Genomic DNA, 25107 nt, shown 5'->3' with positions numbered 1-25107 from the left:
GTTCGTCTTTCTTTCCAGCCTTGCCCCTCAACCGCTTTGTTGCTAGCAGTCTCTATATTCTCACCTCACGGTGAAACTATACCTTTATACAAGGGGGTACGTTGTCAGGAAGCTTCGCACCAGACCGTTACCAGTCCCGCACTATCCCTAGGCTACTGTTGGTCAAACAACAGGTCGGCTACCTTTTATCAGGCTCGACAATGATGAACTACAGCTTTAGCCTTGCCCTGCAAGCACTTCCGATTAACAGTGAGACTCAGCCCCATACATCTGAAACCCGCCCGAGGGAATATCCCCACTACGGCTTTTGATGAAGGAAACAAGCGCTGTTAACTTCCAGATAAGTTTTACCGAAAACCTTGTAGATAAGGTTTGTGATAAAAATGGCGTAATGATGAACTTTACTCTGTAAAACAGATAAAAGAGTAGAGGACATGCCATGTTAGGATTGGTGCAACAGATATTAGTGAATAAATGTTGGATAAGTTTGGAATTCAGATTGAAAGCGTGATGCTTTATCTAAAGGAAGGTTGAATAATCCTAGGGAACGAAAATTTCTTTCGTTGGATTGTATCCCGTTTCGCTAAAAACCTTCCAAGCCCCAAAAGGGCTGGAAAGATCCAGCTCTTCGGGGCTTGCAAGGATGTTGAAAGATGCGATAAACACCTTCCAACACTCCAAAAAGTCCTTGAAAAACAAGGACTTTTTGTCGCCAAGGCGACTCTCGTCGCACTTAACGTTTGGAGAACTGTGGACGACGACGTGCTTTACGCAGACCGACTTTCTTACGTTCAACTTTACGTGCATCACGGGTAACAAAGCCCGCTTTGCGCAGTTCTGAACGCAGAGATTCGTCATACTCCATCAGAGCGCGTGTGATACCGTGACGGATCGCACCAGCCTGACCAGAGATACCACCACCTTTAACAGTGATGTACAGATCAAATTTTCCAACCATATCGATCAGTTCCAGCGGCTGACGCACGACCATACGTGCAGTCTCACGACCGAAATACTGCTCTAAAGAGCGCTGATTGATAACGATGTTACCGCTTCCCGGCTTGATAAAGACGCGAGCGGAGGAGCTTTTGCGGCGACCTGTGCCGTAGTTTTGAGTTTCAGCCATTGCCTGTAATCCCGATTAAATGTCAAGAACTTGCGGTTGCTGTGCCGCATGGTTGTGCTCGTTACCTGCGTAAACTTTCAGTTTACGGTACATAGCACGACCCAGCGGGCCTTTTGGCAGCATGCCTTTAACCGCGATTTCAATCACACGCTCAGGACGGCGAGCAATCATCTCTTCGAAGGTCGCTTGCTTGATACCACCGATGTGGCCGGTGTGATGGTAATAAATTTTATCGCTACGCTTGTTGCCGGTAACAGCAACTTTATCAGCGTTCAGAACGATAATATAATCACCGGTATCAACATGCGGAGTGTATTCCGCTTTATGCTTACCACGCAGACGACGAGCCAGTTCAGTCGCTAAACGACCTAAAGTTTTGCCTGTCGCGTCAACAACATACCAGTCACGCTGGACGGTTTCTGGTTTAGCTGTAAAAGTTTTCATTGAAAAGCTTACCCAAATATAAGTTACACGTTGGTGAAATCCCAAACGCTTAAGTAAACGATTGAGGCTCACACGACCATTTTGCCAGCAAGCCTACCCCTTCGGATAGAGTTACCGGATCACAAAGGTTTTTGGGAAAAAAAACCATTTGCCGTAACGTGGGGTCGCAAGATTATAGAGAAGTCACCGCGAAAGGTCGACTCTTTTTGCGATAAAATTGCGCTCCCTCTTCCCGGCATTCGCATTCAGGGCAAATGAGGGCGGCGCAGAAACTCTTCACTTTGCATTTCCTGCAAACGTGAAAGGCAACGCTGGTATTCAAATTTCAGCTGGTTGCCGGCATAAATCTCTTCCAACGCTGCTTCTGCACTGACGATCAGTTTAACATGTCGTTCGTAAAACTCATCGACTAATGCCAAAAATCGTCTGGCCTGATCTTCCTGAGCATAATTCATCACCGGTACATTAAATAACAATACACTGTGATAATGGCGGGAAAGCTCAATGTAATCCATCTGACTGCGCCCCTCACCGCACAGGGTAATAAAGTCCAGCGCGACCACACCATGTGCCGATTTCAGAGTTTGCATCTGACGATGATTGACTTCCAGTACCGGTGATTCCGCCGTCTGATAGTCACACCCGGCCAGTGATCCAAACATTGAAACCATCTCTTCCGTGGTCTGTGTGTTCAGAGGGGTTTTCCATAAATGTGCAGAAGTCAGGGTACGTAAACGGTAATCGATCCCCGCATCGACATTCATAATTTCACAATGGCGATTGATCTGCTCAATTGCCGGTAAAAAACGCGCCCGTTGCAGACCATTACGGTAAAGCTGGTCCGGGGGGATATTTGAAGTTGCTACCAGGGTAATCCCCCGTTCAAACAGCGCTTCCATCAGGGTACCAAGCAGCATCGCGTCAGTAATGTCCGAAACAAAAAACTCATCAAAGCACAGTATATCGGCCTGTGTTTTAAAACGGTCAGCAATAATCAGTAAAGGGTCACTTTGCCCCTGTAATTCGGTCAGTTGCTGATGTACCCGCTGCATAAAACGATGGAAGTGTAAACGAAGCTTACGTTCACCCGGAATAGACTGAAAAAACAGATCCATAATCCAGGTTTTCCCCCGTCCTACTCCGCCCCACATATACAATCCTGTGGCCGGTGCAAGCAGATCTGCTTTTCCTTTACCCAGTAAACCGGATAACCGGCTAAAGACGCTTTTTTTAGGCTGAGTACTGGCAAGACTTTTTTCTGTAAGTAACTGATAAATTTCATCAAGTCGGGTTATTGCAGCCTTTTGTACGTCATCAGGCTGAAAACTACCACGGGTAAGCTCTTGCTGATACAGGGCCAGGGGTGATGTCATTTGTATTTTCTCAGCTGTCCGGAAAAGTCCGTTTGGTGTTATTTGACGAAAAAAAAACCGTTATACAGTACGCCAGGCTGACGCAGGATTCCACTTCCGGAAGATTAACGGGTATAGTGACAGGTATTGAAGTAGGTTATCTTCTTGTTGTTAACTGACTGGCATAAAGAAGAAAACCGTTGTGCCCTGGACAACAACGGAAATGAGGGGAGTTATTATGACCTGGGAATACGGGCTAATCGGATTGGTTGCCGGCCTGATTATTGGTGCCGTCGGCATGCGCTTTGGTAACAGAAAATTACGTGAGCAACGTAACGTACAATATGAGCTGGAAAAATCTAAATCTGAGCTGGAAGACTATCGCAAGGAACTGACCGGACATTTTGCCCGCAGTGCGGAATTACTGGACAATATGGCCCATGATTATCGCCAGCTTTATCAGCATATGGCGAAAGGTTCCAGTGATCTGCTGCCGGATTTGCCCGGAGATCAAAACCCGTTTGCATGGCAGGAAACCGAAGCTGAAGCGGATAACGATCAGGCTCCGGTACAAATCCCGCGGGATTACTCCGAAGGGGCTTCCGGATTACTCAGAAGCGGCCCGGTAAACCAGAAATAATCCTCCGGGCGCTTCAGGCGCCCGGTTTTTTTCTGCTGCTCTCAGCCTCTGGTCTTTGCTTTTAACCGTGAGAATACTTGCATAATGAAAAAACTATCACCGCTATTGCTCGCCATGACGCTAAGTGCCGGGCTAAATCTGTCCCTGACCCCTGCTGCACATGCCAGCCTGCCGGTTAAAGTTCAGGGACAGCAGCTTCCTTCACTGGCACCGATGCTGGCTCAGGTATTACCCTCAGTGGTCAGCGTAAAAGTAAGCGGTATCCAGACCCCTTCAGCTACAGCTCAGCTACCCGGCCCCCTGAAAAAATTCTATGGTCAGCAACCCCCGCAAAATCCCCAGGGCACGCCGTTTGAAGGACTGGGATCAGGGGTAATCATTAATGCCGGAAAAGGCTATATTCTGACCAACTACCATGTTATTAACGGTGCCAGCAAAATCACGGTGCAATTAAGCGACGGCAGTGAATACAATGCAAAACTGACTGGCAGCGATAGCCAGTCAGATATCGCACTGATTCAGGTAAGCAACCCGAAAAATCTGACCCAGATAAAAACCGGCAATTCAGATCAGTTGCAGGTGGGCGATTTTGCGGTTGCTATCGGTAATCCGTATGGTTTAGGTCAGACAGCAACTTCCGGGATCATTTCAGCCCTTGGCCGTAGCGGGTTAAATATCGAAGGACTGGAGAATTTTATTCAGACTGATGCCGCCATTAACCGGGGTAACTCCGGCGGGGCACTAGTGAATCTACGCGGTGAGCTAATCGGTATCAATACGGCAATTCTGGCTTCGGGTGGCGGTAACATTGGTATTGGCTTTGCGATTCCCGGTAATATGGCCCTTAATATCGCCGACCAACTAATAAAATATGGTCAGGTAAAACGGGGACAGTTGGGCATTAAAGGTACTGAACTCACGGCTGATATGGCAAAAGCGTTCAGGGTTAATGTCAATCACGGAGCCTTTGTTGCGCAGGTTTTGCCGGGGTCGGCGGCCGAAAAAGCCGGTATAAAAGCCGGTGATATCATCACAACACTCAATGATAAGGCAATTTCCGGTTTTGGCGAACTCAGGGCCAAAGTAGCAACCAGTGCCCCCGGGGAACGGGTACGCCTCGGCCTGCTGCGCGACGGCAAGCCACTGAACCTGGTGGTAACTCTGGACCAGAGCACAGCGTCTCAGCCGGTGACAAAAGAATTATCACTCCCTGCCTTACAGGGTGCTGAGTTCGGCGACGGACAAACAGCGGCCAAAGAGAAAGGTATACAAGTACTGAGTGTAAGCCCGCAAAGTGCTGCGGCACAGACGGGGTTCCGGCCCGGTGATGTTATCGTCAGTATTAACCACCAGCGTGTGCAAAGCCTGGAAGCTCTGAAAAAAGTACTCGACACGAAGCCAGACGTGATTGCATTAAATGTGATCCGCGGTAAAGAGAGTATCTATCTGTTAATGCGTTAGAAAAACGCAAATGACGCGGGCACAAGCGAATACCTGTGCCCGCTGTTATCGTGTTATCCTTAACCATCCTTTCCCGGCAATTATACTATCGGTATGCTACTCAAATTATTACGTTCAGTGATTATCGGCCTTATTGTGGCAGTGGTAATACTGCTGGCTATGCCTGAATACCATGTCGGCAGCCGCCTGCTGGCGTTAGTTAATCATTCAGATACCAGTACCGAAGAACCTATCGTCAGTTTCAGTCAGGGTGTCCGGCGTGCAGCTCCGGCAGTGGTCAATGTCTATAACCGTAATACCCAGACCGACAACAGCCACGGGATCACCACGCTGGGTTCCGGGGTGATCATGAACAATAAAGGCTATATCCTGACGAATAAGCATGTGATTAATAATGCTGACCAGATTATTGTAGCATTGCAGGATGGCCGGTTTTATGAGGCGACGCTGGTGGGGTCCGATGCAATGACTGACCTTGCGGTACTGAAAATTTCTGCCACCAATTTACCGGTTATTCCGATTAATTCGCAGCGTATTCCACATATCGGCGATGTCGTGATGGCGATCGGCAATCCTTATAACCTGGGACAGACAGTCACCCAGGGCATTATCAGTGCCACAGGACGGGTAGGACTGAGCTCTTCCGGCCGGCAAAATTTCCTGCAAACAGATGCATCGATCAATCAGGGAAATTCTGGTGGCGCATTAATTAATTCCCGCGGAGAACTGATGGGGATAAATACACTGACCTTTGACAAAAGCAGTGACGGAGAAACGCCCGAAGGCATCGGCTTCGCTATACCCACAGCACTGGCAACCCAGATTATGGATAAACTCATCCGTTATGGCCGTGTAATACGTGGCTTTATCGGTATTACGGCGCGGGAGATCCCGGCGCTTAATGGTCACGGAAACTCAGTGGATAAGATACAAGGAATTATCGTAAGTAAAGTCGCCCCCGGCGGGCCTGCTGAGCTGGCGGGTATTCAGGCCAACGATCTGCTGCTGAGTGTTAATGGCAAACCGGCTATTTCTGCCCAGGAGACGATGGATCAGGTGGCTGAGATCCGTCCGGGGTCAGTGGTCCAGGTCCGGCTGCTGCGTAACGATAAACAACTGACTATCCCGGTAACTCTCCGTGAATTTCCGCAAGATACCCCGGCAGTGAACTAATTAGTATTCAATAGCAGCCAGTCACAACCCTGTGCTGGCTGCACTCTCTGTCCCAGCCTGGTAATCCGCGACCTGTTTCATCATTGTCTGACTTTTTATCCAGATTAACCCCCACTTATCCGGCCGGCACTGTCCATTATTTTCACTGTCAACGCCCTGCAGACAGCAGAGCGAATACGCTATCCTTCGGTCAGCTACAATATAAAAAACTGCGAAAAAATGCTTATTTAGTAATTTGGACTATCAGGGTTTTATTTGTTAGAATCCGCGCCTTGTATTATCCCGCCCCTTGATACCAACACCACGCATTGCATAAAAATTCATCCAGGTGCATAATAATGTAATTATCTCTGCGGGATCCTCTTTAAACAAACATGGTAGCCTATGCGAACCTCCTCTAAACAAGAAGATTTAATCAGGGCTTTTAAAGCACTGCTAAAAGAAGAAAAGTTTAGTTCTCAGGGTGAGATTGTTGTTGCTCTGCAGGACGATGGCTTTACTAACATTAACCAGTCTAAAGTCTCAAGGATGCTGACCAAATTCGGCGCAGTACGTACCCGTAATGCAAAAATGGAGATGGTCTATTGTCTCCCCGCTGAACTTGGCGTACCGACCACCAGCAGTCCGCTCAAAAACCTGGTATTAGATATTGATTATAACGATGCACTGATTGTTATTCATACCAGTCCTGGTGCGGCACAATTGATTGCAAGATTACTTGATTCATTAGGAAAAGCGGAAGGGATCCTCGGTACCATTGCCGGCGATGACACTATTTTCGTAACCCCTTCCAGAAGCTTTACCGTGAAAAAACTCTACGACGCCATTCTGACGTTGTTTGAACAAGAGCTCTGAGTCTCTGTCCCCCGGCCTCAGCCGGATGTCGGGGGGAATAAAGGCTTTCTGCTTTCTGCTTTCTGCTTTCTGCTTTCTGCTTTCTGCTTTCTGCTTTCTGCAGAGATAATCACTCAGGAAACTATGAAGCCAGCATTACACATCAACCAAACAGCACAAATTGATAAATTGTTATATGCCTATGTTTTAAATGTAAAAATAACATCATTGTTTAAAACATGGTCATCTTTTAGTTGAATTTGTTATAAAAAATATCAGGTAAACGGTTACATTTGAAAAAACATTATTAGCAATGTATTAATTTCTTACGTTACCAGACCTATAATGCGCTTCGTGATCTGAATCACAAAAATGAATAAATCAACGAGGAATAAATTGTGAGTATAAAAGCCGGTCTGGCTATGATGGGTGTACTTTCCGCACTGTCGTTTGGTGTATCTGCTGCACAATCAGTAACCAGCGAACAAGCACAAGCGATGCAGTCTATCGGTGTTATCTCTGTCAGTGGTCTGGACGCTTCTCCTTCTGAGATCAGTGAACAATTAAGTCATAAAGCAGATGCAATGGGAGCAACGGCCTACCGTATCACGGAAGCCTATATGAACGGTAATTATCACGAGACTGCAAGTATCTACAAATAATAAAAGCAGATATGTTAAATTTTCACCTGTGAAATAGCGTCAGTTATTATCTTACTGAGCAGGTTTATCAATACGTCAAAAGTAAGCAATGTTGTTTATAGAATAACGATATTCAGGAGGAAGGGTATTTATTACCTTCGGTAAATATAAAAACACCTCAATATCGTAGCCGGACAGGGAACGTCGGCAAGAATAGTAATCATCAGTAAAGAATCATAATAAAGTTAATTCTTCGGGGCTGCCCCGGGAATTACATAAAGAACCATCGTAACGTCATATTAGACCCCTTGTCAGGGGGGCCTTTTTCGGATGCTCAAATCTGCAATGATCTCCGCCAGTAAAGCCCGGGGGCAAAGATAATATCAGATATTAATCAGCGTATTTTGATAGCGGGTCAGTATGTCCACCAGCCGGCGAACCGGTTCGGTGACAGATAATGGTGCTGCATATTGCTGTAACTTCTGCTGATAAATATCAAACTCCTGCAATAGCCGCTGGTAATAGTAACGTTTTTTTTCTTCACCGTGTGACGAAATTATCCGGTCTCCCGTATATCTCAGACGACGATGAAATTCTGATAACTCTTCCTGGCAGGGAATATTAGCCTGACGTAATCTCTGATGACTAATAATAAGAGTTAATGCCAGACGGTATTTATTAATATCCCCGGGAAATAAATTAAGCAGCAGGAATAATTGCTGATACAGTGAGGGAAGATGATTTTCCCTGCGTCTGTCAGGGTTAGTTGTTAATGCAGAAACCGCCGCATACATAAACCTGTTCAGTATTTTTCTGCCAGTACGGCCTTTGGATTTATCACGGATTAACAGTATCACCAGCATTGCCAGAAAACAGCCAATCACCTGTCCCAGTGCGTTATCAAGAAAGGTATTAATCCCGAAGCTCATCGGGTTACTCAATACAATGATATTCAGCGTTCCGATAAAAGCCCCGAGGGTGCCTAGCTGCCGGCGCTGGATAAAAATACCCGAGACAAATGCCAGTGCACCAATAATCAGACACAGTAAGAACAGGCTTTGCTGGGTACCCGGCATCAGAAAAACATAATACAGCGCCCCGAGTGGTACTGCGACAGACATCCCGTACAGAAAATCTTTCGCCAGCATCAGCGGGTTAGGTAAACGCATCGCTAATGAAGTGACCACTGCCAGCATCACCATACAGGCACTGCCTGCATTCCAGCCCGAATATAACCAGAATAATGACCCAAGGGCCGTCGCCACAAAGGTACGGATACCGTTAATCATCGCCGGATGCGTTTCGGCAGAGCGTACGTGAACTTCACCTTCCCGTTGCAGGATGGTTTCTTCGATTTTATTAATACGTGCGTTGGTCTGAATACCTTTCATTAATAACAAGTACTCAGACGCAGCCCCGATCCAGCTGCTGAGTGTGACCGGGATATCTGCATTAGTATTCAGTGTCAGCAGACGCCTGAGCTCTTTTAATTGTTTACGCAGATCGACAATATTGCTGACATCCTGCCCGATTAACTCCCGGAAGGAAGCCGGAATATAGTTTTCGCGGGTATTCTGAATAAGGAACGTTTCTGCCGCCTGGGTAATCATGGTCAGTGACAGAGTATGTAACATCTTCATTCGCCGGCTGGCATTTTGCCAGTGGCTGGATTCCATACGTAACTGGCTGCGCATACCGCTGAAAGCACTGGTCCTGCGAACCAAAGTACTCCATGCCTTATCAAGTTCTTCTTTACTGTTATGTCTGACCCCTGACTGCAGCAACTGATACTGAGATAACAGTAATGACTCCACTTCCTGGTCGATAACTTTTTTTATCGAACGGGGAGAAAAGATCATGTCCGCCAGGATGGCGCAGACAATACCAATAATGATTTCACAACACCGTTCTACGGCGAAACGCGGTACCAGCTGCAGTGTACCGCTGGCATTCACTGTCACCACAATAATCAGGGTCGTATAACCTGCCAGTCCCAGCGCATAAGAATTTTCGGCTCGAATAAGGGATGACTGCCAGACACAGAGTCCTGCCCAGGCACAGCAAAGCATCAGCATCACCACCGGTGCCTGTGCGGTAAAAATCATAATGGTCAGGGCGGCAATACAACCGATAAAAGTACCGATAATCCGCAATACCCCACGGTGTCTCAGGGCTCCTGAATAAGGATCACCCCCTGCCGCAAAGGCCTGTCCGCCGGCCACAATTCCGGCTGTCATTACCGCCCAGCGCGGGGTTTCTAAATTACAATAGAAGCCCAGCATCAGCGCTAACAGGATGGCGAAAGTCAGCTTAACCGGGAAACGCAGATACTGAACCATAGCCCCCCCAATCAACCAAATTCTCTTAATCTGTTCAGCATATCTGATACAAAAGAAGGTTTTTCATGGGGACGATCTTTATCACCGGTCACAACGACTGTCGCAGTGGTTCCTGCAGGAAAACGATTACCGGGTTGCTTATCCAGACGGATACGGACCGGTACACGCTGAGCCAGCCTGACCCATTCAAGGTTCGAATCAACCGTTGCCATCCCTTTTGAATCGACAGTACTGCTGCTATTGGTGACCCCGGCAGCAATACTGTCTACGGTACCCCGCAGTACACTATTACTTCCCAGCGGAGTAATCTCGGCGCGGTAGCCCGGTTTAACCCCATCCAGCTTGGTTTCCTCCATATATGCAAGGACATAGAAAGAGTCAGCTTTCACCAGTGCAACAGCAACCGAGCCACGGCTGATAAATTCACCACCGTATACCGTCAGGTTGGTCACCCAGCCATCAGAGGGCGCCCGGATATCAGTACGCGTCAGGTCTATCTGCGCCAAATCACGGGCAGCCGTTGCCTGAGCCAGCTGATGCTCACTGGTCTGCAGATCATTATTCGCCTGCTCTACGGCTTCTTTAGACAGCGCCAGAGTCCCTATTTTATTGCGTCGTGCGGCCTCACGGCGTTTTTCACTGACCACGGCCTGGTAGTAATCCACATTCGCCTGAGCTTCATCTAAGGCTTCCTGAAAGCGCGGACGGTCAACGATAAATAGCGTATCACCTTTTTTCACAAACTGGTTATCACGCACATTAACATCCGTAATCAGGCCGGTGACATCGGGTGAAATCGCCACCACGTCTGCCGCAAACTTAGCATCTCTGGTCCAGGGGGATTCGGTGTAATAAACCCATGCCCTGAAGACAATAATAATGGCAACAATCACCAGAATCAGGGTTATCCCATAGCGTGCGATTTTTCTTATAAGCGTTTTCACTGAAACCTCAGACCATTAAACTGGAGACAAAATAAAAGACACAGCAATACAGCGCTGTGTTAAAAAGAGAAGGATGCCAGACAAGATCATAGATCCCGCTGGGTGTGAGGATCCTTTTCACTACCCAGAACAGCAGCAATGACAGGATCAGCTCGACAAAAATAGGCGGAAAAGATAGCCCAAAAACGACTAAAACCGGATGCACACTCATTTTAAATCCTTTGGAATAAATATCTTACACCCGGCCAACCAGTAACCGATAGTCGTTAACATCAGAGCAAACGTTGCCTGATGGCAGGTTAACCACAAGCCTGTGTCAGAACACATGGATTCGTATAATTTCAGAAGTTACGGTAAGCACATAAATTATCGACCGGATCTCATTATAGTAACGTGTCTGATAGTTAGTTTTCTACATTATGTGACATAAATCACTTTTAAGTCAGAGTTAATAATGGAACGGTTAAAAGGTATGTCAGTTTTTGCGAAGGTTGTCGACCTGGGGTCCTTCACAGCCGCGGCTCGTCAGCTCCGGCAAAGTGTTTCCTCAGTCAGCCAGACAATCGCGAAACTGGAAGATGACTTACAGGTTAAATTACTCAACCGTAGTACCCGCAGTATTGGTTTAACCGAAGCAGGCAGGATTTATTATCAGGGCTGCAAACGGATGCTAAACGAGGCATCGCAGGTCCATGAGCAAATTTATGCGTTTAATAACACGCCAATTGGTATGCTGCGTATCGGCAGTACCACTACCATGGCCCGGAACGTACTGTCACCGATGACAGCCAAACTGCTGAATGACTTCCCGGGACTGAGCGTTAATCTGATCACCGGTAACCCTTCTCCGGATTTGATTGCTCATGGGCTGGATTTAGTGATCAAAGCCGGCAAACTGGAGAATTCGGCTTTATTCTCACGACGGCTGGGAAGTATGCCAATGGTACTCTGTGCATCCGCACATTTTCCGGAACTGCGTAATTTACCGGCCAGCCCCGAAGAATTAGAACGTTTTGTCTGGCTGGAATACAGTGTTTCGCCTTATAACCAATTCAGGCTGATAGCCCCCGACGGTCATCACCTGAAGATGTCGCCGAAAGGACGGTTTGCGACCAATGATCCCCTGACGTTGATTGGCTGGCTGAAAGCCGGTTCGGGGATCGCTTATATGCCGCTGATGTGGGTACTTGATGAAATCAAACGCGGTGAAATTGAGATCCTGTATCCCCGGTATCAGTCGGAACCCCGCCCTGTTTATGCGCTGTTCACCGAACGGGACAAATTACCCCTGAAAGTACAGGTATGTATTGATTATCTGACAGAATACTTCCGGGAAATGGCAGTAAAGTATCAGGAATATCGTGCCAGACTCTGACCCGCATCACTTTATCAGCACTACGGGTCAGCCTCAGAGAGCAAACGCTGCTCAGGCGGTCCCGCCGACGGTCAGTTTATCCAGTTTCAATGTCGGTTGTCCTACGCCAACCGGTACGCTCTGCCCGTCTTTTCCGCAGACACCAACTCCTTTATCCAGCGCCAGGTCATTACCGACCATCGAAACCTGCTGCATCGCTTCGATACCGGAACCAATCAGGGTCGCCCCTTTGACAGGTGAAGTAATCTTTCCTTTTTCGATCAGGTACGCCTCAGAGGTCGAGAATACAAATTTACCGGAAGTAATATCTACCTGACCACCACCAAAGTTTGGCGCATACAGCCCGAATTCAACACTTTCAATAATATCCTGTGGCGTTGATTTCCCTGCCAGCATGTAAGTATTGGTCATCCGTGGCATCGGTAAATTCGCATAAGATTCACGGCGGCCGTTACCGGTCGGTGACACACCCATTAGCCTGGCATTCAGCTTATCCTGCATATAACCTTTAAGAATACCGTTTTCAATCAGTACATTATACTGACCAGGTACGCCTTCATCATCGATGGCCAGAGAGCCACGGCGTCCGGACATGGTGCCATCATCAACAATAGTGCAGAGTTCTGAGGCCACTTGCTGTCCTAGTTTCCCGCTAAAAACCGATGTTCCGCGGCGGTTAAAGTCGCCTTCCAGACCATGGCCTACGGCTTCATGCAATAGCACTCCCGGCCATCCTGCACCCAGTACTACCGGCAAGGTACCTGCCGGTGCGGCGATTGCCGAGAGGTTGACCAGAGCCATACGGACCGCCTCTTTTGCCCAGGCATCGGCACGGACATCCCCGTCTTCGTCGGCAAGGAAAAAGTCATAACCGGTACGCGCACCACCACCACTGGCACCACGTTCACGTTTACCCTGGTCCTCGACCTGTACACTGACCGACAATCTGACCAGCGGGCGAATATCTGCCGCCAGAGTACCGTCAGTCGCAGCCACCAGTACCTGTTCATAAACACCTGTCAGACTGACACTGACTTCCTGTACCCGCGGATCAGCTACTCTGGCGACCTTATCCACCTGGTGTAATAAGGCTATTTTATCATCACGGGTCAGGCTATCCAGCGGATTCAGTACCGGATAGCGCGGAGTATGATCCACTTTCGCCAGTGTTTTTATTTTTCCGTTACCCGCTTCACGGACAATACTGCGCGCAGCTTCTGCACTCCGGGTCAGTGCTTTCAGCGTCAGTTGATCGGCATAAGCAAAACCGGTTTTTTCGCCACTGATGGCACGGATGCCCACACCCTGATCGATATTCCACGATCCGTCTTTAATAATACCGTCTTCGAGTACCCAGGATTCATGGTAACTCGACTGAAAGTAAAGGTCGGCATAATCCAGACGGCGTTCTGAAAGCTGGCCTAACCGGGAAAATAGATCCTGCTGTGTAATGTTATTAGCAGTTAGCAGGTGCTCACTTACCAGACTCAGTGTCATCGTTTCTCACTCGTATTATCGCGTTTAGATATAGCCTGCTGTAATTCTGCTCTGTCGTCAAATCTGAGTCATTTCTCAGACCGTGGCTGACGCAGTACTTCTTCTATTTGCGGATCGTCCATCGTGCCACCAATATGATAGCGTAGCAGTGAAATTTTATTCCACAGCGGCGCCAGTACTTTACTGGCGGCAAATACCGCCGCGCCAACCACCGGATTGATCACAAATGCAGTAGCCACGCTGACCGAGGTCGAAAGTTCAGGCGCAACCACCGCTTCAAAGTCTAAGCGCCGTCTGACAAAATCAGCTTTGCCCTGCATAGCAATATCCGCTTCCAGCCCGTCGATCAGCAAATTGTCAGTCTGTAATACCCCGTTTTCAATCCATGCGGTGCCTGATACCGAATCAAAGTAGAAGCCTTTATTGCTGAAAGTATCTTTAAAATCAAAGCTGAGTTTACGTAATAATGCATCCACGCTCACCAGCCGCAGTAACTGACCGGCTCTGCCGGTGCTGATATTTTCAACCACACCTTTACCAGTGTTCAGCTTCAGTATACCGCTCAGGCTTGAAATGTCCGGTTTCCAGGGGACATTCCGCCAGTGTAAATCATAATCAAGAGTCACAGGAGCTTCCCTGACCGGGGTAGTCACACCAAACCACTGACTGGTCTGACCAATATCCTTACTGCTCAGCTGACCTTTAAGGGCCGAACGCGGAGCCCCCGGAATATTGTCCCATTCTCCGCTGATCTTCAGCCGGGCCTGGCCGGAATCTACCTGGCCATTAGTGAGTACTAACTTGCTTCCTGAGGGGGTCAGGCGACCGGCAACTCTGCCAAAATTCTGCCCGGCAAACCAGCACTGCTGGCAATTCATCTGCAGAGCTGGCCACTGGCTGAAATTGAGTGCCGGGGTATCTGTATCCTGACGATTCAACAGCGTCCCTGATACTGACTGCGGATTGTAATACAGATAATTCAGATCCAGCTGCCATGGCTGACGCTGGTTTATCCGTAACTGACCACGAATTTCTTTACCCGAAGCTGTAACCTGTGTATTCCCCGCAACTGACTGTGACAGGGAGACCGTCAGATCATTCCAATACTGCCCGCCCAGATTCAGTGACTGTGTATGTAACTCTATATTCCCCGGCAGTTTCAGCTGTCCGACAGCTGGCACTGAAGATGGTATTGATTTCGCGGATGACAGGTGATTACTGCCGAATAATGACAGCCATTGTTCACCCTCCAGTGGCGGTAAATTCAGTACCATCGCCCCTGTGGCAGGTAGCGCAGGGATCTTAGTGGTATTATTTTTCCAGATTCCGCGCTCAAGTCGTAGCTCCGGCTCCAGCAGCCAGCGGCTGGTGAAACGCTGAGCGCTACCGGCACTGCCATTCAGAATAAAACTCTGCAGGTCACCCGTCACGTTAACCGAAAACGGGAACTGACCGCCAGCTGGTTTCGATAGCGGAGCAGGTAAGTGACTGCTTACACCACCGGCATCGCCGCTGATGTTCACTTTATAGCTGGCTTCACCGTGATAGGGTAAACGAATATCCACGTTACCCTGCCACGGAAAACGTCCTCTGAGTCGTGAGCGCAGAACATCCGGCAGTACCGTTAATGTTGCCGGAGACCAGACAGATTGCAGACCGACGTTGACGGTAAAGTCGTCTTTTTGTTGCTGAGTGGAAAAACTGAAAGTCACTGGCTGCCCAAACCATGTCGCCTGAACAGGATCACTGCTTAATGCGCCATTGTTATAGCGGAAATTACCACGCAGGTTTTTCAGGGTGGTTTTCAGGGGCCGGATAAATAAATCATTGTGGTTAAATACCACATTTCCGGTGGCTGTCACCGCTTTTCCGTCCAGCGGAATATCCAGATTCAGATGGCCGCTGACATCACCTTTAATCTGTAACTGAGCTAAGGCTGCTGCCAGCGATGTTTCCAGCGGCGTTTGTTTAAAATAGTCATGGATATCGCTGCCGCTGCCGGAGATATCCCCATTAATAATCAGCTTTTCTTTACTGTAGTCCGGAATATCTGCGGTGACATTCGTCGCGACAGCGTTACCGAGCTGTGCCCGCGGTGCTTTCATCCACAGACCGTCGTTAGAAAAATTAAGGTCGATATTCAGGTTTTTGAGCGCCGGCCAGTCCGGCTGGAAGGCATAGGTGGCATCACGTAACGGTACACTGACCTGAAACATCCCTTCGTTATGCCTGAACGGAAAATCATGGGGATTACCGGCAAAAAGCAGTGTCGCATTACGGGTATTCCCCCCTTTAATCGCCCCGCTCAGATAATCGGTCAGCCCTTTCCCCATCAGATGATGGGGAAAATACCGCCAGGCATCTCCGGCATCAGACACACTGATGCCCGCCAGGATATCCAGACGCGGCTGCCCTTTGGCCGACTGTTGATAACGAAAATCACCACCCGCGTTAACCGAACGGGCAACCGCTTTCATATTTTTTCCGTCCAGCAACAAATTCCCCTGCCGGGTATCCCACGTCAGATCCCCGGAAAAAGACTGCATTTCAAGCGGTGCGCGGAACATATCCCCTATCGTGATATTCTGAGGTCCCCCGGCAATCGTCAGCTGGCCATTATCGAAACTGCCACTGCCGCTACCTGATAGTCCGCTGACCGCTGGTACTGACTGGGATTGCTGCCACCCCAGATCATGCCAGCTGGCCTGAAAACGGCTTTGCTGCGGATGCTGTAACGAAAAATCGACCGCCAGTCTATCCACACTGCCCTGAGGCTGCAGTGCCTGCCAGTGTTCGGCAAGCTCAGGTGCCAGCGGAGAAACCAGTGGCATCAGTGGTGCGAGACGCTGTAAATCAAGATGCGTGGCCCGTAACCTGATTTCAGAGGCATCTGCCGCCGGTAGCAGATTGTTCCCTTCAGGCTGCCAGTATAAGGATAAAAGCCCCTGCGGCCAGCGCTGCTGATCCGTTTCCAGCCCCGTCTGAGGGATCGCCAGAGTCCAGCCAGGACCGGACCGGGACAGATGTGCGGTCAGATTATCAACCGTTAACTGATGCTGCTGAGGTCCTGCCTGCCAGAGGGCACTGCCTTTACTCAGCAGTAAATCTCCTGAATCCATAACGCCATCTTTTAAAGTCACCCAGGCATTCAGGCTGAATTTTGCAGTTTGCAGTGTTGTGTTGTCATGCATCCAGCGCCCCAGCCAGGGTTTTACATCAACTGCATCCGCCTGTAACCAGATACGGCCATTATCAATGGTCTGTTTAACATCCCGCAGATCCAGCCTGACTTTCACCACACCATGTTGTCCGGTAAAGCTGCTCAGGCTGACTTCACCCTCAGCACGGTGCCGTTTACGCTCATTAAACCAGGTCAGACTGGGGATGGCCAGTTTGACTATTTGCCCGGACGGGGCGGGAAAGGTAACGCTGCTGTCACGCAGGATAAAGTGGTCAAACTGATGCAAAAAAAGGTTATTCAGCTGTTCGGAAGCCAGATGCCCGCTGCCGGCAGAGGAGGTGGCGGGTAAAGCAGGAAGCGTCAGTTGCAGTTGCCAGAAAGTCAGGTCACGGAATTGCAGACGGGCATGGAGTAATGACTGCCAGACATCAAGTGCCAGCCGGACATGAGAGACTTCCAGTTCGGTGCCATCATCAAGGGTACTTTGCAGATCTTTGATTTCGATGGCGGGGCCGAAGTTTTCCCAGCGTCCGGTCAGTTCACCGGCGCTCAGGTTGCTGTCAGTGATGGCAGAGACAACTGACATAATACGGGGCCGGTAGTCGTTCATATAAGGCATCAGGATACGTAATCCGCTGATCAGCAACGCAACAATCACTATCAGCGCAGCAACGATCAGCGATAATATCCGGGGCAAACGCCTCACACAATTCTCCTTGAGATGCACTCAGTACACGAATCCGACAATACACAACCAATATGGCTGGCAGATATCCCTGCCCGTCCTGCAGTATAGCCGATCAGCGGCTTAACATCCCCCCGCCAGCGGAGAATACTTCCCCCGTCAGATCAGGGAAGATTACATCATAACCACATCAAACTGTTCGCGGGTGTACAGTGGTTCGGCATGAATTTTGACCTGTTTGCCGATAAAAATTTCCAGCTCAGCCAGTGCGTGAGACTCTTCACTCTTTAATGCCTCACCCACCGCCGGTGAAGCATACACCAGGAAGCGGTCCGTATCGTAGGCATGATGTACGCGGACAATTTCACGCATAATCTCGTAACACACGGTTTCAATCGTTCTGACGGAACCTCGCCCCTGACAGGAGGGACATTGTCCGCAGAGCACATGCTCAAGGCTTTCGCGGGTACGTTTACGGGTCATTTCCACCAGTCCCAGCGCAGAGAAGCCATGAATACCGGTTTTCACCCGGTCACGGCTCAGAGCCCCCTCCAGGGAGTGCAGCACGCGACGGCGATGCTCGCTGTTTGCCATATCAATAAAGTCGATAATAATAATCCCCCCCAGGTTACGTAACCGTAGCTGGCGGGCAATAGCCTGTGTCGCCTCGATATTGGTATTAAAAATCGTCTCTTCGAGATTACGGTGGCCGACAAATGCTCCCGTATTAATATCGATGGTGGTCATGGCTTCAGTCTGGTCGATAATCAGATAACCGCCGGACTTCAGCTCCACTTTACGCTCCAGCGCCCGCTGGATTTCGTTCTCGACATCATACAAGTCAAATACTGGCTGCTTACCGCTGTACAGTTCCAGTTTCTGAGTCACTTCCGGCATATATTCTGCGGTAAATTCCAGCAGTAGCTCGTAGGTCTGACGCGAGTCGATACGGATACGATCTAATTCTGCTTCTGCAAAATCGCGCAAGATCCGCTGTGCCAGCGCCAGCTCACCGTAAAGTAACGAACGGGTCTGATTCCTTTTTTTGCGCTCAGACACTTTACCCCACAGCCGTTTCAGGAATGCCGCATCCCGCGCCAGCTCTGTTTCACCGACGCCTTCTGCCGCCGTGCGGATAATAAAACCGCCGTTTTCGTCACAATAGTCTGCAACGACATTTTTCAACCGCTCCCGTTCCTGCTCGCTTTCTATGCGCTGAGAAACACCGACATGAGAAGCCCCCGGCATAAAAACCAGATAGCGCGACGGTAAGGTTATATCCGTGGTGAGCCGTGCACCCTTGGTACCCAGCGGATCTTTCACCACCTGTACCATCAGGTCCTGTCCCTGGCGTACCAGTTCGCCAATATCACGGACATTAAATTTTTTCTGTTCTTCGCCGGCAACACACTCAGTATGGGGCATAATGTCCGACGCGTGCAGGAATGCCGCCTTTTCCAGACCAATATCAACAAATGCCGCCTGCATACCAGGTAACACCCGGCTGACCCTGCCCTTATAAATATTACCCGCTATCCCCCGTTTGGATTCCCTGTCAATATGGATTTCCTGCAGGATACCGCCATCAATATAGGCAACCCGTGTCTCCGAAGGAGTCACATTTACAAGTAATTCAGCCGTCATGATTATCCTTTTCCGCCGCTAACTTTTGTAACTGCCCGAGTAATTCTTCCGTCTCAACCAACGGAAGTCCGACCACCGCGTGATAACTGCCAGCGATAGAGCGGACAAAGCGCCCCCCTTTGCCCTGAATGCCATAAGCACCGGCTTTATCCATCGGTTCTCCGCTGGCAATATACTGATCAATATCTTCCGTGCTGAGCTGACGAAAGGTAACCTCAGTAATGACTTTACTGGTCAGAGAAAATTGCCGGTTTGCCACAGTAACCGCCGTTATCACCTGATGCGTTTTTCCAGAAAGCATCGCCAGCATCTGTCGGGCATGGACTTCATCACGTGGCTTTTCCAGCACTCTGCCTTCAGTCACTACGATGGTATCCGCGCCAATCACCGGTAAGTCCTGCGGTGCAATACGGACACCGGCTTGTGCCTTATCGACCGACAAACGACACACATAATCCTGCGGAGATTCGTCCTGATGACGGCACTCTTCAACGTCAGTCACTAAACGAGCAAAAGTAAGCCCTGACAGGGCCAGCAGTTCCTGACGCCGCGGAGAACCGGAAGCAAGATATAAGCTGTGCATAGGGTTCCTTACTGAACAGCAAACTGATAACGAATTTTACGCATCAGCAAAAATAACCACGGCCAGAGAATACCGTTAACCAGCCCACCCCAGAAAATTTCCGGACGAAAGGCAACATCGCTGACCATAAATTCTGCCCAGAACACCACGACATCGACAAACAACGACAATACCGTCACCATACAGGCCTGTTGCCAGAGGGCGAGATTACGGAATAGCTGAAATTTGTAAGCCACCAGATAGGCGACCAGACTTAATGCCAGTGCACGGACACCGAGGGTCGAACCAACAATAAGGTCCATTACCGCCCCGAGGAAAAAACCCGTCCCCACATTCACTCTGTGGGGTAAAGCCAGTACCCAGTACAGCAGAATAAGCAGTACCCATGATGGCCGGAACATATAAATTTGCTCCGGCCACGGCATCACTTCCAGCATCAGAGCAATAATAAAAGATAGCCAGATGACCCAGCGGCCCTGGCTGCGGTAACGGCTGCTCAAGGACGTTCTCCACGCACAGTATCTGCTGACGGCGTGGTGCTGGTGCTGCCGGTGCCGGCTGAATAATCACTGGTGGCCGTCTTACCTGCTTCACCTGCCGGTGGCAGTACCTGTGGCATCATTTGCATCAGTCGCTGATCCGCCGCCTGATGTACCGCTTCCGGCGTTACTGAATTGCTGTCTGTATCACCCGCGCCCCACAGCAACAACAGGTAACGCAGACGCTGTAACCCGGCCGTCGGCCTGGCCTGAATAATTGTTGCTGCCTGTCTGGTGTCCACTGTTACCGAAGAGACAACGGCCACCGGATATCCTTCAGGAAAACGCCCGCCCAGCCCGGAGCTGACTAACATATCACCCACCCGGATATCAGGGGTACCGGACATATTTTCCAGTTGCAGACTTTCTGAACACCCGGTCCCGGAGGCGATAGCACGGACATCATTACGTAATACCTGAACCGGTAAAGCATGGGATGCATCGCAAATCAGCATCACCCGGCTGCTGAATTTTCCGACAGAGACCACCTGACCGACGACGCCTTTATCACTAATCACCGGCTGACCTTCATAAACCCCGCTATCACTGCCCCGGTCAATGATCACCTGGTCACTGTAAGGATCTGCCCCGGCGGAGATCACCTGAGTAATCATTTTACGCTCACCCGGACGCAAGGGGGAACCGAGCAGCTCCCGCAGCCGGATATTTTCTTCTTTATACTGATCCAGCAGCAGCAACTGGCTATTCTTCAGCATCAGTTCCCGGCGTAATGCGGTATTTTGCTGTTCCAGCATTTGCCGTGAGGCAAAGGTTTCAGCAGCACCATCCAGAAAACGTCTCGGGCCATCAGCCAGAAAGTAAAACGGGCTTACCGAAGTATCAAGATAGCTGCGGATCTCGCGGAAAGAACTCATACGGCTATCAGCGATGATGATCGCTATCGCAGCAACTACTGCTAATACTAAGCGTAACTGCAGAGACGGTCCTCTGCTAAAAATCGGCTTCATAAATCCTGCGTGTTCCTCGACAAATATAAAGGGAGTGCGATTAGCCTGCACTCCCTTAGGCTGGACACGTCATCATTGGGTGTACATAAAGAGCAACGTGGCCGGCGAAAAACGCCAGCCAAAACATTACAGCTCTGCCAGCAAGGATTACTCTTCGCTGAACAGGTCCCCGCCGTGCATATCAATCATTTCCAGAGCTTTACCCCCACCGCGCGCGACACAGGTTAGCGGATCTTCAGCCACCACAACCGGGATACCGGTTTCTTCCATTAACAGGCGCTCCAGGTTCCGTAACAGTGCACCACCGCCTGTCAGGACCATACCCCGTTCTGAAATATCAGAAGCCAGTTCCGGCGGACATTGTTCCAGTGCCACCATGACTGCACTGACGATACCGGTTAACGGTTCCTGCAATGCTTCGAGGATCTCGTTGGAATTCAGGGTGAAACCGCGGGGAACACCTTCTGCCAGGTTACGGCCACGAACTTCAATTTCCAGAACTTCGTCGCCCGGATATGCAGAACCAATCCCGTGCTTGATGCGTTCGGCGGTCGCTTCGCCAATCAGTGAACCATAATTCCGACGGACATAATTGATGATAGCTTCATCGAAACGATCTCCCCCGATCCGGACTGATGACGAATAGACAACACCATTCAGAGAGATAACCGCGACTTCGGTGGTCCCCCCGCCGATATCCACGACCATGGAACCGGTCGCTTCAGAAACCGGCAGTCCGGCACCGATAGCCGCTGCCATAGGTTCTTCTATCAGGAAGACTTCACGGGCACCGGCACCTAATGCCGATTCACGGATAGCGCGACGTTCAACCTGGGTTGCTCCTACAGGCACACAGACCAGTACACGCGGACTCGGGCGCATAAAGCTGTTACTGTGCACTTGTTTAATAAAGTGCTGAAGCATTTTTTCGGTAACGAAAAAGTCTGCAATCACACCATCTTTCATCGGGCGAATCGCTGCAATATTACCAGGTGTACGACCCAGCATCTGTTTAGCTTCCTGGCCAACAGCTGCAACACTTTTTGGCGAGCCGGCACGATCCTGACGGATAGCAACCACAGAAGGCTCGTTCAGCACGATGCCTTGTCCTTTTACATAAATCAGGGTATTGGCGGTACCCAGGTCAATGGACAAGTCATTAGAAAACATGCCACGAAATTTTTTAAACATACTAAGGGGTAATCCTGCAAGCTGGGGGCGGAAAATAAAATCCGCTTACTTTACCAACCACTCGGAGCTGCCACAAGGCGCAAAAACATTCGACTCCGGTGAAAAAATAATCAATTGTAGATTTCTGTTATCATCGGCTATGACAACGCTCATCACAACACTGTAAACCCGACATTTTTCGGACAGACACATTTACCACTGACTCATGTCAGAAACAAAATCTAACATTTAGTGTTTAATTACTGGCTATCGCTATTCTGCGCGGACATTGAATTCATCAATGAAGAAAACAAATCCCTGCTCAGCAGGCTATTCCGCTCTCCGGCTGCCTTTTTTATCAGTTATCACGATGTACAAATTTAACCGGTAAGGGTGGCGCAATATAATCACCTTGTCCACCGCTAACCCCTAAATTTACCAGCGTCAGCCACTCTTCCTGTGTCCTGATCCCGGTAGCAAAGACTAATGTCGAACTGGAAAGGCAACTCTCTGCCAGACTGCTGACCAGTAACTGATTTTCAGGACGCCGGTCGATATTACGTACCAGCCCGGAGTCCAGTTTGACGATCTCTGGTTTCACCTGCTGTAAATAAGCACTGCTGACCAGTGTTTGCCCGGCCTGACTGACCACAATCCGGCACCCGAAGGCTGTCAGTCCACGCAAAACAGGCAGTAACCGGCAAATATGTTGACCGACATCTGCTTCAGCAAGTTCAAATAAAAAGTGTTTTCTTTGCGGCCGGGGGACATGTAATAGCATCTTATACAGCCATTGCACAAAAGAACCCTGTAACAAAGCATCTGTTGTCAGCGGGAATGACCATGCCTCTGGTTTGCCCGCCGCAGACAAGCTAATGATCCTCGTCAGCAACTGACGATCCCAGCAGGCAGCCATCCCCATATCGCAGACCAGCGGCATATACTCTGCGGCTAAAATATATTTTTTATCTTCTTTAATCCGTCCCTGAAGCGCCCGGTGGTGCACCTGTCCCTGCAAGTCAGTCACCGCTTTCTGATATAATCGCGGCCCGCCCTGCTGATAGGTTTTATCGAGCAATGTCCGCCAGCGTACGCTGCCACGGCCCATAGCGACGGCATGACTTTCTTCCACAGCCCAGTTATTCCCGCCCAGCAGCGTTGCCCTGCGCATAGCGATATGTAGCTGCTCCATCACTCCGGCTACTGACTGACCACGCCGCCAGTCACTGATCGCAATATGAATAAAATCTTCTTTATCATAATGATGCAGAGGCACCAGCGCGTCTGCCGCAGTCAGTAACTTAGCCGCAATGCTTTCAGCATCTTTCAGTGAACGATGCGGCAGCAGTACCGCATAATCCTGCTGAAAATAGCGGGCCAGTAATGCTCCGGGGTAGCAGGAGAGCAAAGCCGATATCCCATGCAAAAATTCGAACAGCCGCTGATTATCATCCTGGCCGCAGTTTCCTGTGCCGGGCAAATCAGCTTCGGAAAACCGAATCATCATGATACAGCCATGGTCACTGGCCTCTTCCTGTGTATCCAGTAAGGTGGCAAAACGATTATCAAAAAACAGCCGGTTATGCAGACCGCTTTCCGTATCCAGTGATGCAAATTCACGGATAAGCTTGTCAATCCTTGCCCGCCGGACCCCGGCCTGCTCTATTTCCTGTAATAAACGGTCCAGCGCCTGACCAATACCTGCTGGCCACTCTCCGCGATCCCCTTTCACTCCCGCAGAACGTTCTCCCTGTAATATCCGCCGGGTACGGGCTTCGAGTAAGGCAACACCCGTTGACTGCCGCAGTAACCAGAAATGCAATAACACCAGTAATACAGACATCACCAGCACGACAATACCCATAAAGACAAATGTTGATATTCCGATAAACGAACGCAGCCAGGTCCAGGCCGGATTAAGCATCGCAATACGCAATGTCAGAGAAGGATGGTAAAGCAACGGGGCAGAAAAAGAGTAAAACTGATTGGGCGTATCTTCAACCAGCGGAACTTCATGACGGCTCAGGGAAAGTACCGCCTGCTTACCATCATATAACTCGAGCTTTTCAATATTGACGACCGGCATAATGCCACGCAGCCATGGCTCCATTTCTGCCGGGGTATGGTTAAACAAGGACTGATCCACGGAGGTTGTCAGTGTATTAAACTGATGCTTAATTCTCTCTTTATTCAGCCATAGAAAACTGGCAATACACCCTGATAACATCAGTAGCATCGCCAGCATACTGACGAAAGTAATCACAGCGGTAAGGCGGGCTGTTGAACGCATCCATGTGCTCCCTGAGACAATGTCCATAAGACATTCACCACTCCGGGCGAATGTTCGGACAAAAATACCACATTGCTGCCAGCGAAACAGTGATAGTCCGTGGCAAATACATTTTTTTTACACTATTCGTTTTCACAGCCCCGGACATTGAGGATAGGATAAATACTGTCCCGGCGAGTACCACCGCTGATAAATACCTTATGCCCACCTGAATTTTCTAA

At 49.5% G+C, this 25107-nt stretch carries 20 protein-coding genes; 6 read left to right on the top strand and 14 right to left on the bottom strand.

Annotated features, from left to right (window positions below):
* Positions 1 to 733 precede the first annotated feature (733 nt).
* The 3 genes from rpsI to zapE all read right to left on the bottom strand — a co-directional run bounded on the left by rpsI (position 734) and on the right by zapE (position 2949).
* Entirely contained in the window at positions 734 to 1126 is a 393-nt protein-coding gene (gene rpsI, locus JK211_RS05150; RefSeq protein ID WP_038016832.1) for a 30S ribosomal protein S9, read from the bottom strand.
* Positions 1127 to 1141: 15 nt separating this feature from the next.
* Entirely contained in the window at positions 1142 to 1570 is a 429-nt protein-coding gene (gene rplM, locus JK211_RS05145) for a 50S ribosomal protein L13 (protein ID WP_038016830.1), read from the bottom strand.
* Between the two features lie 245 nt (positions 1571 to 1815).
* Complete coding sequence (zapE, locus tag JK211_RS05140; protein ID WP_212707689.1) at positions 1816 to 2949, bottom strand: cell division protein ZapE; 1134 nt, start codon at positions 2947 to 2949, stop codon at positions 1816 to 1818.
* A gap of 211 nt (positions 2950 to 3160) precedes the next feature.
* Here zapE and zapG point away from each other — a divergent pair, with 211 nt between their 5' ends.
* From zapG to JK211_RS05115, 5 genes are all read left to right on the top strand, one after another.
* Positions 3161 to 3562, top strand: a complete 402-nt coding sequence (gene zapG, locus JK211_RS05135) for a Z-ring associated protein ZapG (protein ID WP_212707602.1) — start codon at positions 3161 to 3163, stop codon at positions 3560 to 3562.
* An 84-nt stretch (positions 3563 to 3646) separates the two neighbouring features.
* The gene (locus tag JK211_RS05130; protein ID WP_212707601.1) at positions 3647 to 5023 is read left to right on the top strand and encodes a Do family serine endopeptidase; all 1377 of its coding nucleotides are present in this window, start codon (positions 3647 to 3649) and stop codon (positions 5021 to 5023) included.
* Between the two features lie 93 nt (positions 5024 to 5116).
* Entirely contained in the window at positions 5117 to 6196 is a 1080-nt protein-coding gene (degS, locus tag JK211_RS05125; RefSeq protein ID WP_212707600.1) for an outer membrane-stress sensor serine endopeptidase DegS, read from the top strand.
* A gap of 384 nt (positions 6197 to 6580) precedes the next feature.
* Positions 6581 to 7051, top strand: a complete 471-nt coding sequence (argR, locus tag JK211_RS05120) for a transcriptional regulator ArgR (protein ID WP_212707599.1) — start codon at positions 6581 to 6583, stop codon at positions 7049 to 7051.
* Between the two features lie 377 nt (positions 7052 to 7428).
* Positions 7429 to 7692 (top strand): YdgH/BhsA/McbA-like domain containing protein, encoded by a 264-nt coding sequence (locus JK211_RS05115; protein ID WP_212707598.1) that lies wholly within the window; start codon positions 7429 to 7431, stop codon positions 7690 to 7692.
* A gap of 362 nt (positions 7693 to 8054) precedes the next feature.
* On the opposite strand, the gene aaeB is transcribed toward JK211_RS05115, so the two are convergent.
* Genes aaeB through aaeX form a run of 3 tightly spaced genes read right to left on the bottom strand, consistent with a single transcriptional unit; the run spans position 8055 to position 11165 of the window.
* Entirely contained in the window at positions 8055 to 10010 is a 1956-nt protein-coding gene (aaeB, locus tag JK211_RS05110; RefSeq protein WP_212707597.1) for a p-hydroxybenzoic acid efflux pump subunit AaeB, read from the bottom strand.
* Between the two features lie 11 nt (positions 10011 to 10021).
* Positions 10022 to 10954 carry a p-hydroxybenzoic acid efflux pump subunit AaeA gene (gene aaeA / locus JK211_RS05105; protein ID WP_212707596.1) on the bottom strand — a complete coding sequence of 311 codons (933 nt, stop codon included), beginning with the start codon at positions 10952 to 10954 and terminating at the stop codon, positions 10022 to 10024.
* A gap of 7 nt (positions 10955 to 10961) precedes the next feature.
* A complete protein-coding gene (gene aaeX / locus JK211_RS05100) occupies positions 10962 to 11165 on the bottom strand; it encodes a p-hydroxybenzoic acid efflux pump operon protein AaeX (protein ID WP_212707595.1) in 204 nt (67 codons plus the stop codon).
* Between the two features lie 243 nt (positions 11166 to 11408).
* Between aaeX and aaeR the strand changes: the two genes are divergently transcribed.
* Complete coding sequence (aaeR, locus tag JK211_RS05095; RefSeq protein ID WP_212707594.1) at positions 11409 to 12329, top strand: HTH-type transcriptional activator AaeR; 921 nt, start codon at positions 11409 to 11411, stop codon at positions 12327 to 12329.
* Positions 12330 to 12380: 51 nt separating this feature from the next.
* Here aaeR and tldD read toward each other — a convergent pair whose 3' ends face one another.
* The 8 genes from tldD to csrD all read right to left on the bottom strand — a co-directional run bounded on the left by tldD (position 12381) and on the right by csrD (position 24886).
* Entirely contained in the window at positions 12381 to 13826 is a 1446-nt protein-coding gene (tldD, locus tag JK211_RS05090) for a metalloprotease TldD (RefSeq protein ID WP_212707593.1), read from the bottom strand.
* A 68-nt stretch (positions 13827 to 13894) separates the two neighbouring features.
* On the bottom strand, positions 13895 to 17713 hold the full coding sequence (gene yhdP / locus JK211_RS05085; RefSeq protein ID WP_212707592.1) for an AsmA2 domain-containing protein YhdP: 3819 nt from the start codon (positions 17711 to 17713) through the stop codon (positions 13895 to 13897).
* A gap of 153 nt (positions 17714 to 17866) precedes the next feature.
* Positions 17867 to 19336 carry a ribonuclease G gene (rng, locus tag JK211_RS05080; protein ID WP_212707591.1) on the bottom strand — a complete coding sequence of 490 codons (1470 nt, stop codon included), beginning with the start codon at positions 19334 to 19336 and terminating at the stop codon, positions 17867 to 17869.
* Entirely contained in the window at positions 19326 to 19919 is a 594-nt protein-coding gene (locus JK211_RS05075; protein WP_212707590.1) for a nucleoside triphosphate pyrophosphatase, read from the bottom strand. The genes rng and JK211_RS05075 overlap by 11 nt, the downstream gene beginning before the upstream one ends.
* Before the next feature lie 8 nt (positions 19920 to 19927).
* Complete coding sequence (mreD, locus tag JK211_RS05070) at positions 19928 to 20419, bottom strand: rod shape-determining protein MreD (RefSeq protein WP_212707589.1); 492 nt, start codon at positions 20417 to 20419, stop codon at positions 19928 to 19930.
* Positions 20416 to 21426, bottom strand: a complete 1011-nt coding sequence (gene mreC / locus JK211_RS05065) for a rod shape-determining protein MreC (protein WP_212707588.1) — start codon at positions 21424 to 21426, stop codon at positions 20416 to 20418. The genes mreD and mreC overlap by 4 nt, the downstream gene beginning before the upstream one ends.
* Before the next feature lie 147 nt (positions 21427 to 21573).
* Positions 21574 to 22617 (bottom strand): rod shape-determining protein MreB, encoded by a 1044-nt coding sequence (mreB, locus tag JK211_RS05060; protein ID WP_025903794.1) that lies wholly within the window; start codon positions 22615 to 22617, stop codon positions 21574 to 21576.
* Positions 22618 to 22954: 337 nt separating this feature from the next.
* Complete coding sequence (gene csrD / locus JK211_RS05055) at positions 22955 to 24886, bottom strand: RNase E specificity factor CsrD (RefSeq protein ID WP_212707587.1); 1932 nt, start codon at positions 24884 to 24886, stop codon at positions 22955 to 22957.
* Between the last annotated feature and the right edge of the window lie 221 nt (positions 24887 to 25107).

Source organism: Tatumella sp. JGM130 (genome assembly GCF_018257525.1).
Lineage (GTDB): Bacteria > Pseudomonadota > Gammaproteobacteria > Enterobacterales > Enterobacteriaceae > Tatumella > Tatumella punctata.
The sequence above is the reverse complement of the archived record's forward strand: the minus strand, read 5'-3'. Positions and strand labels throughout refer to the sequence as shown.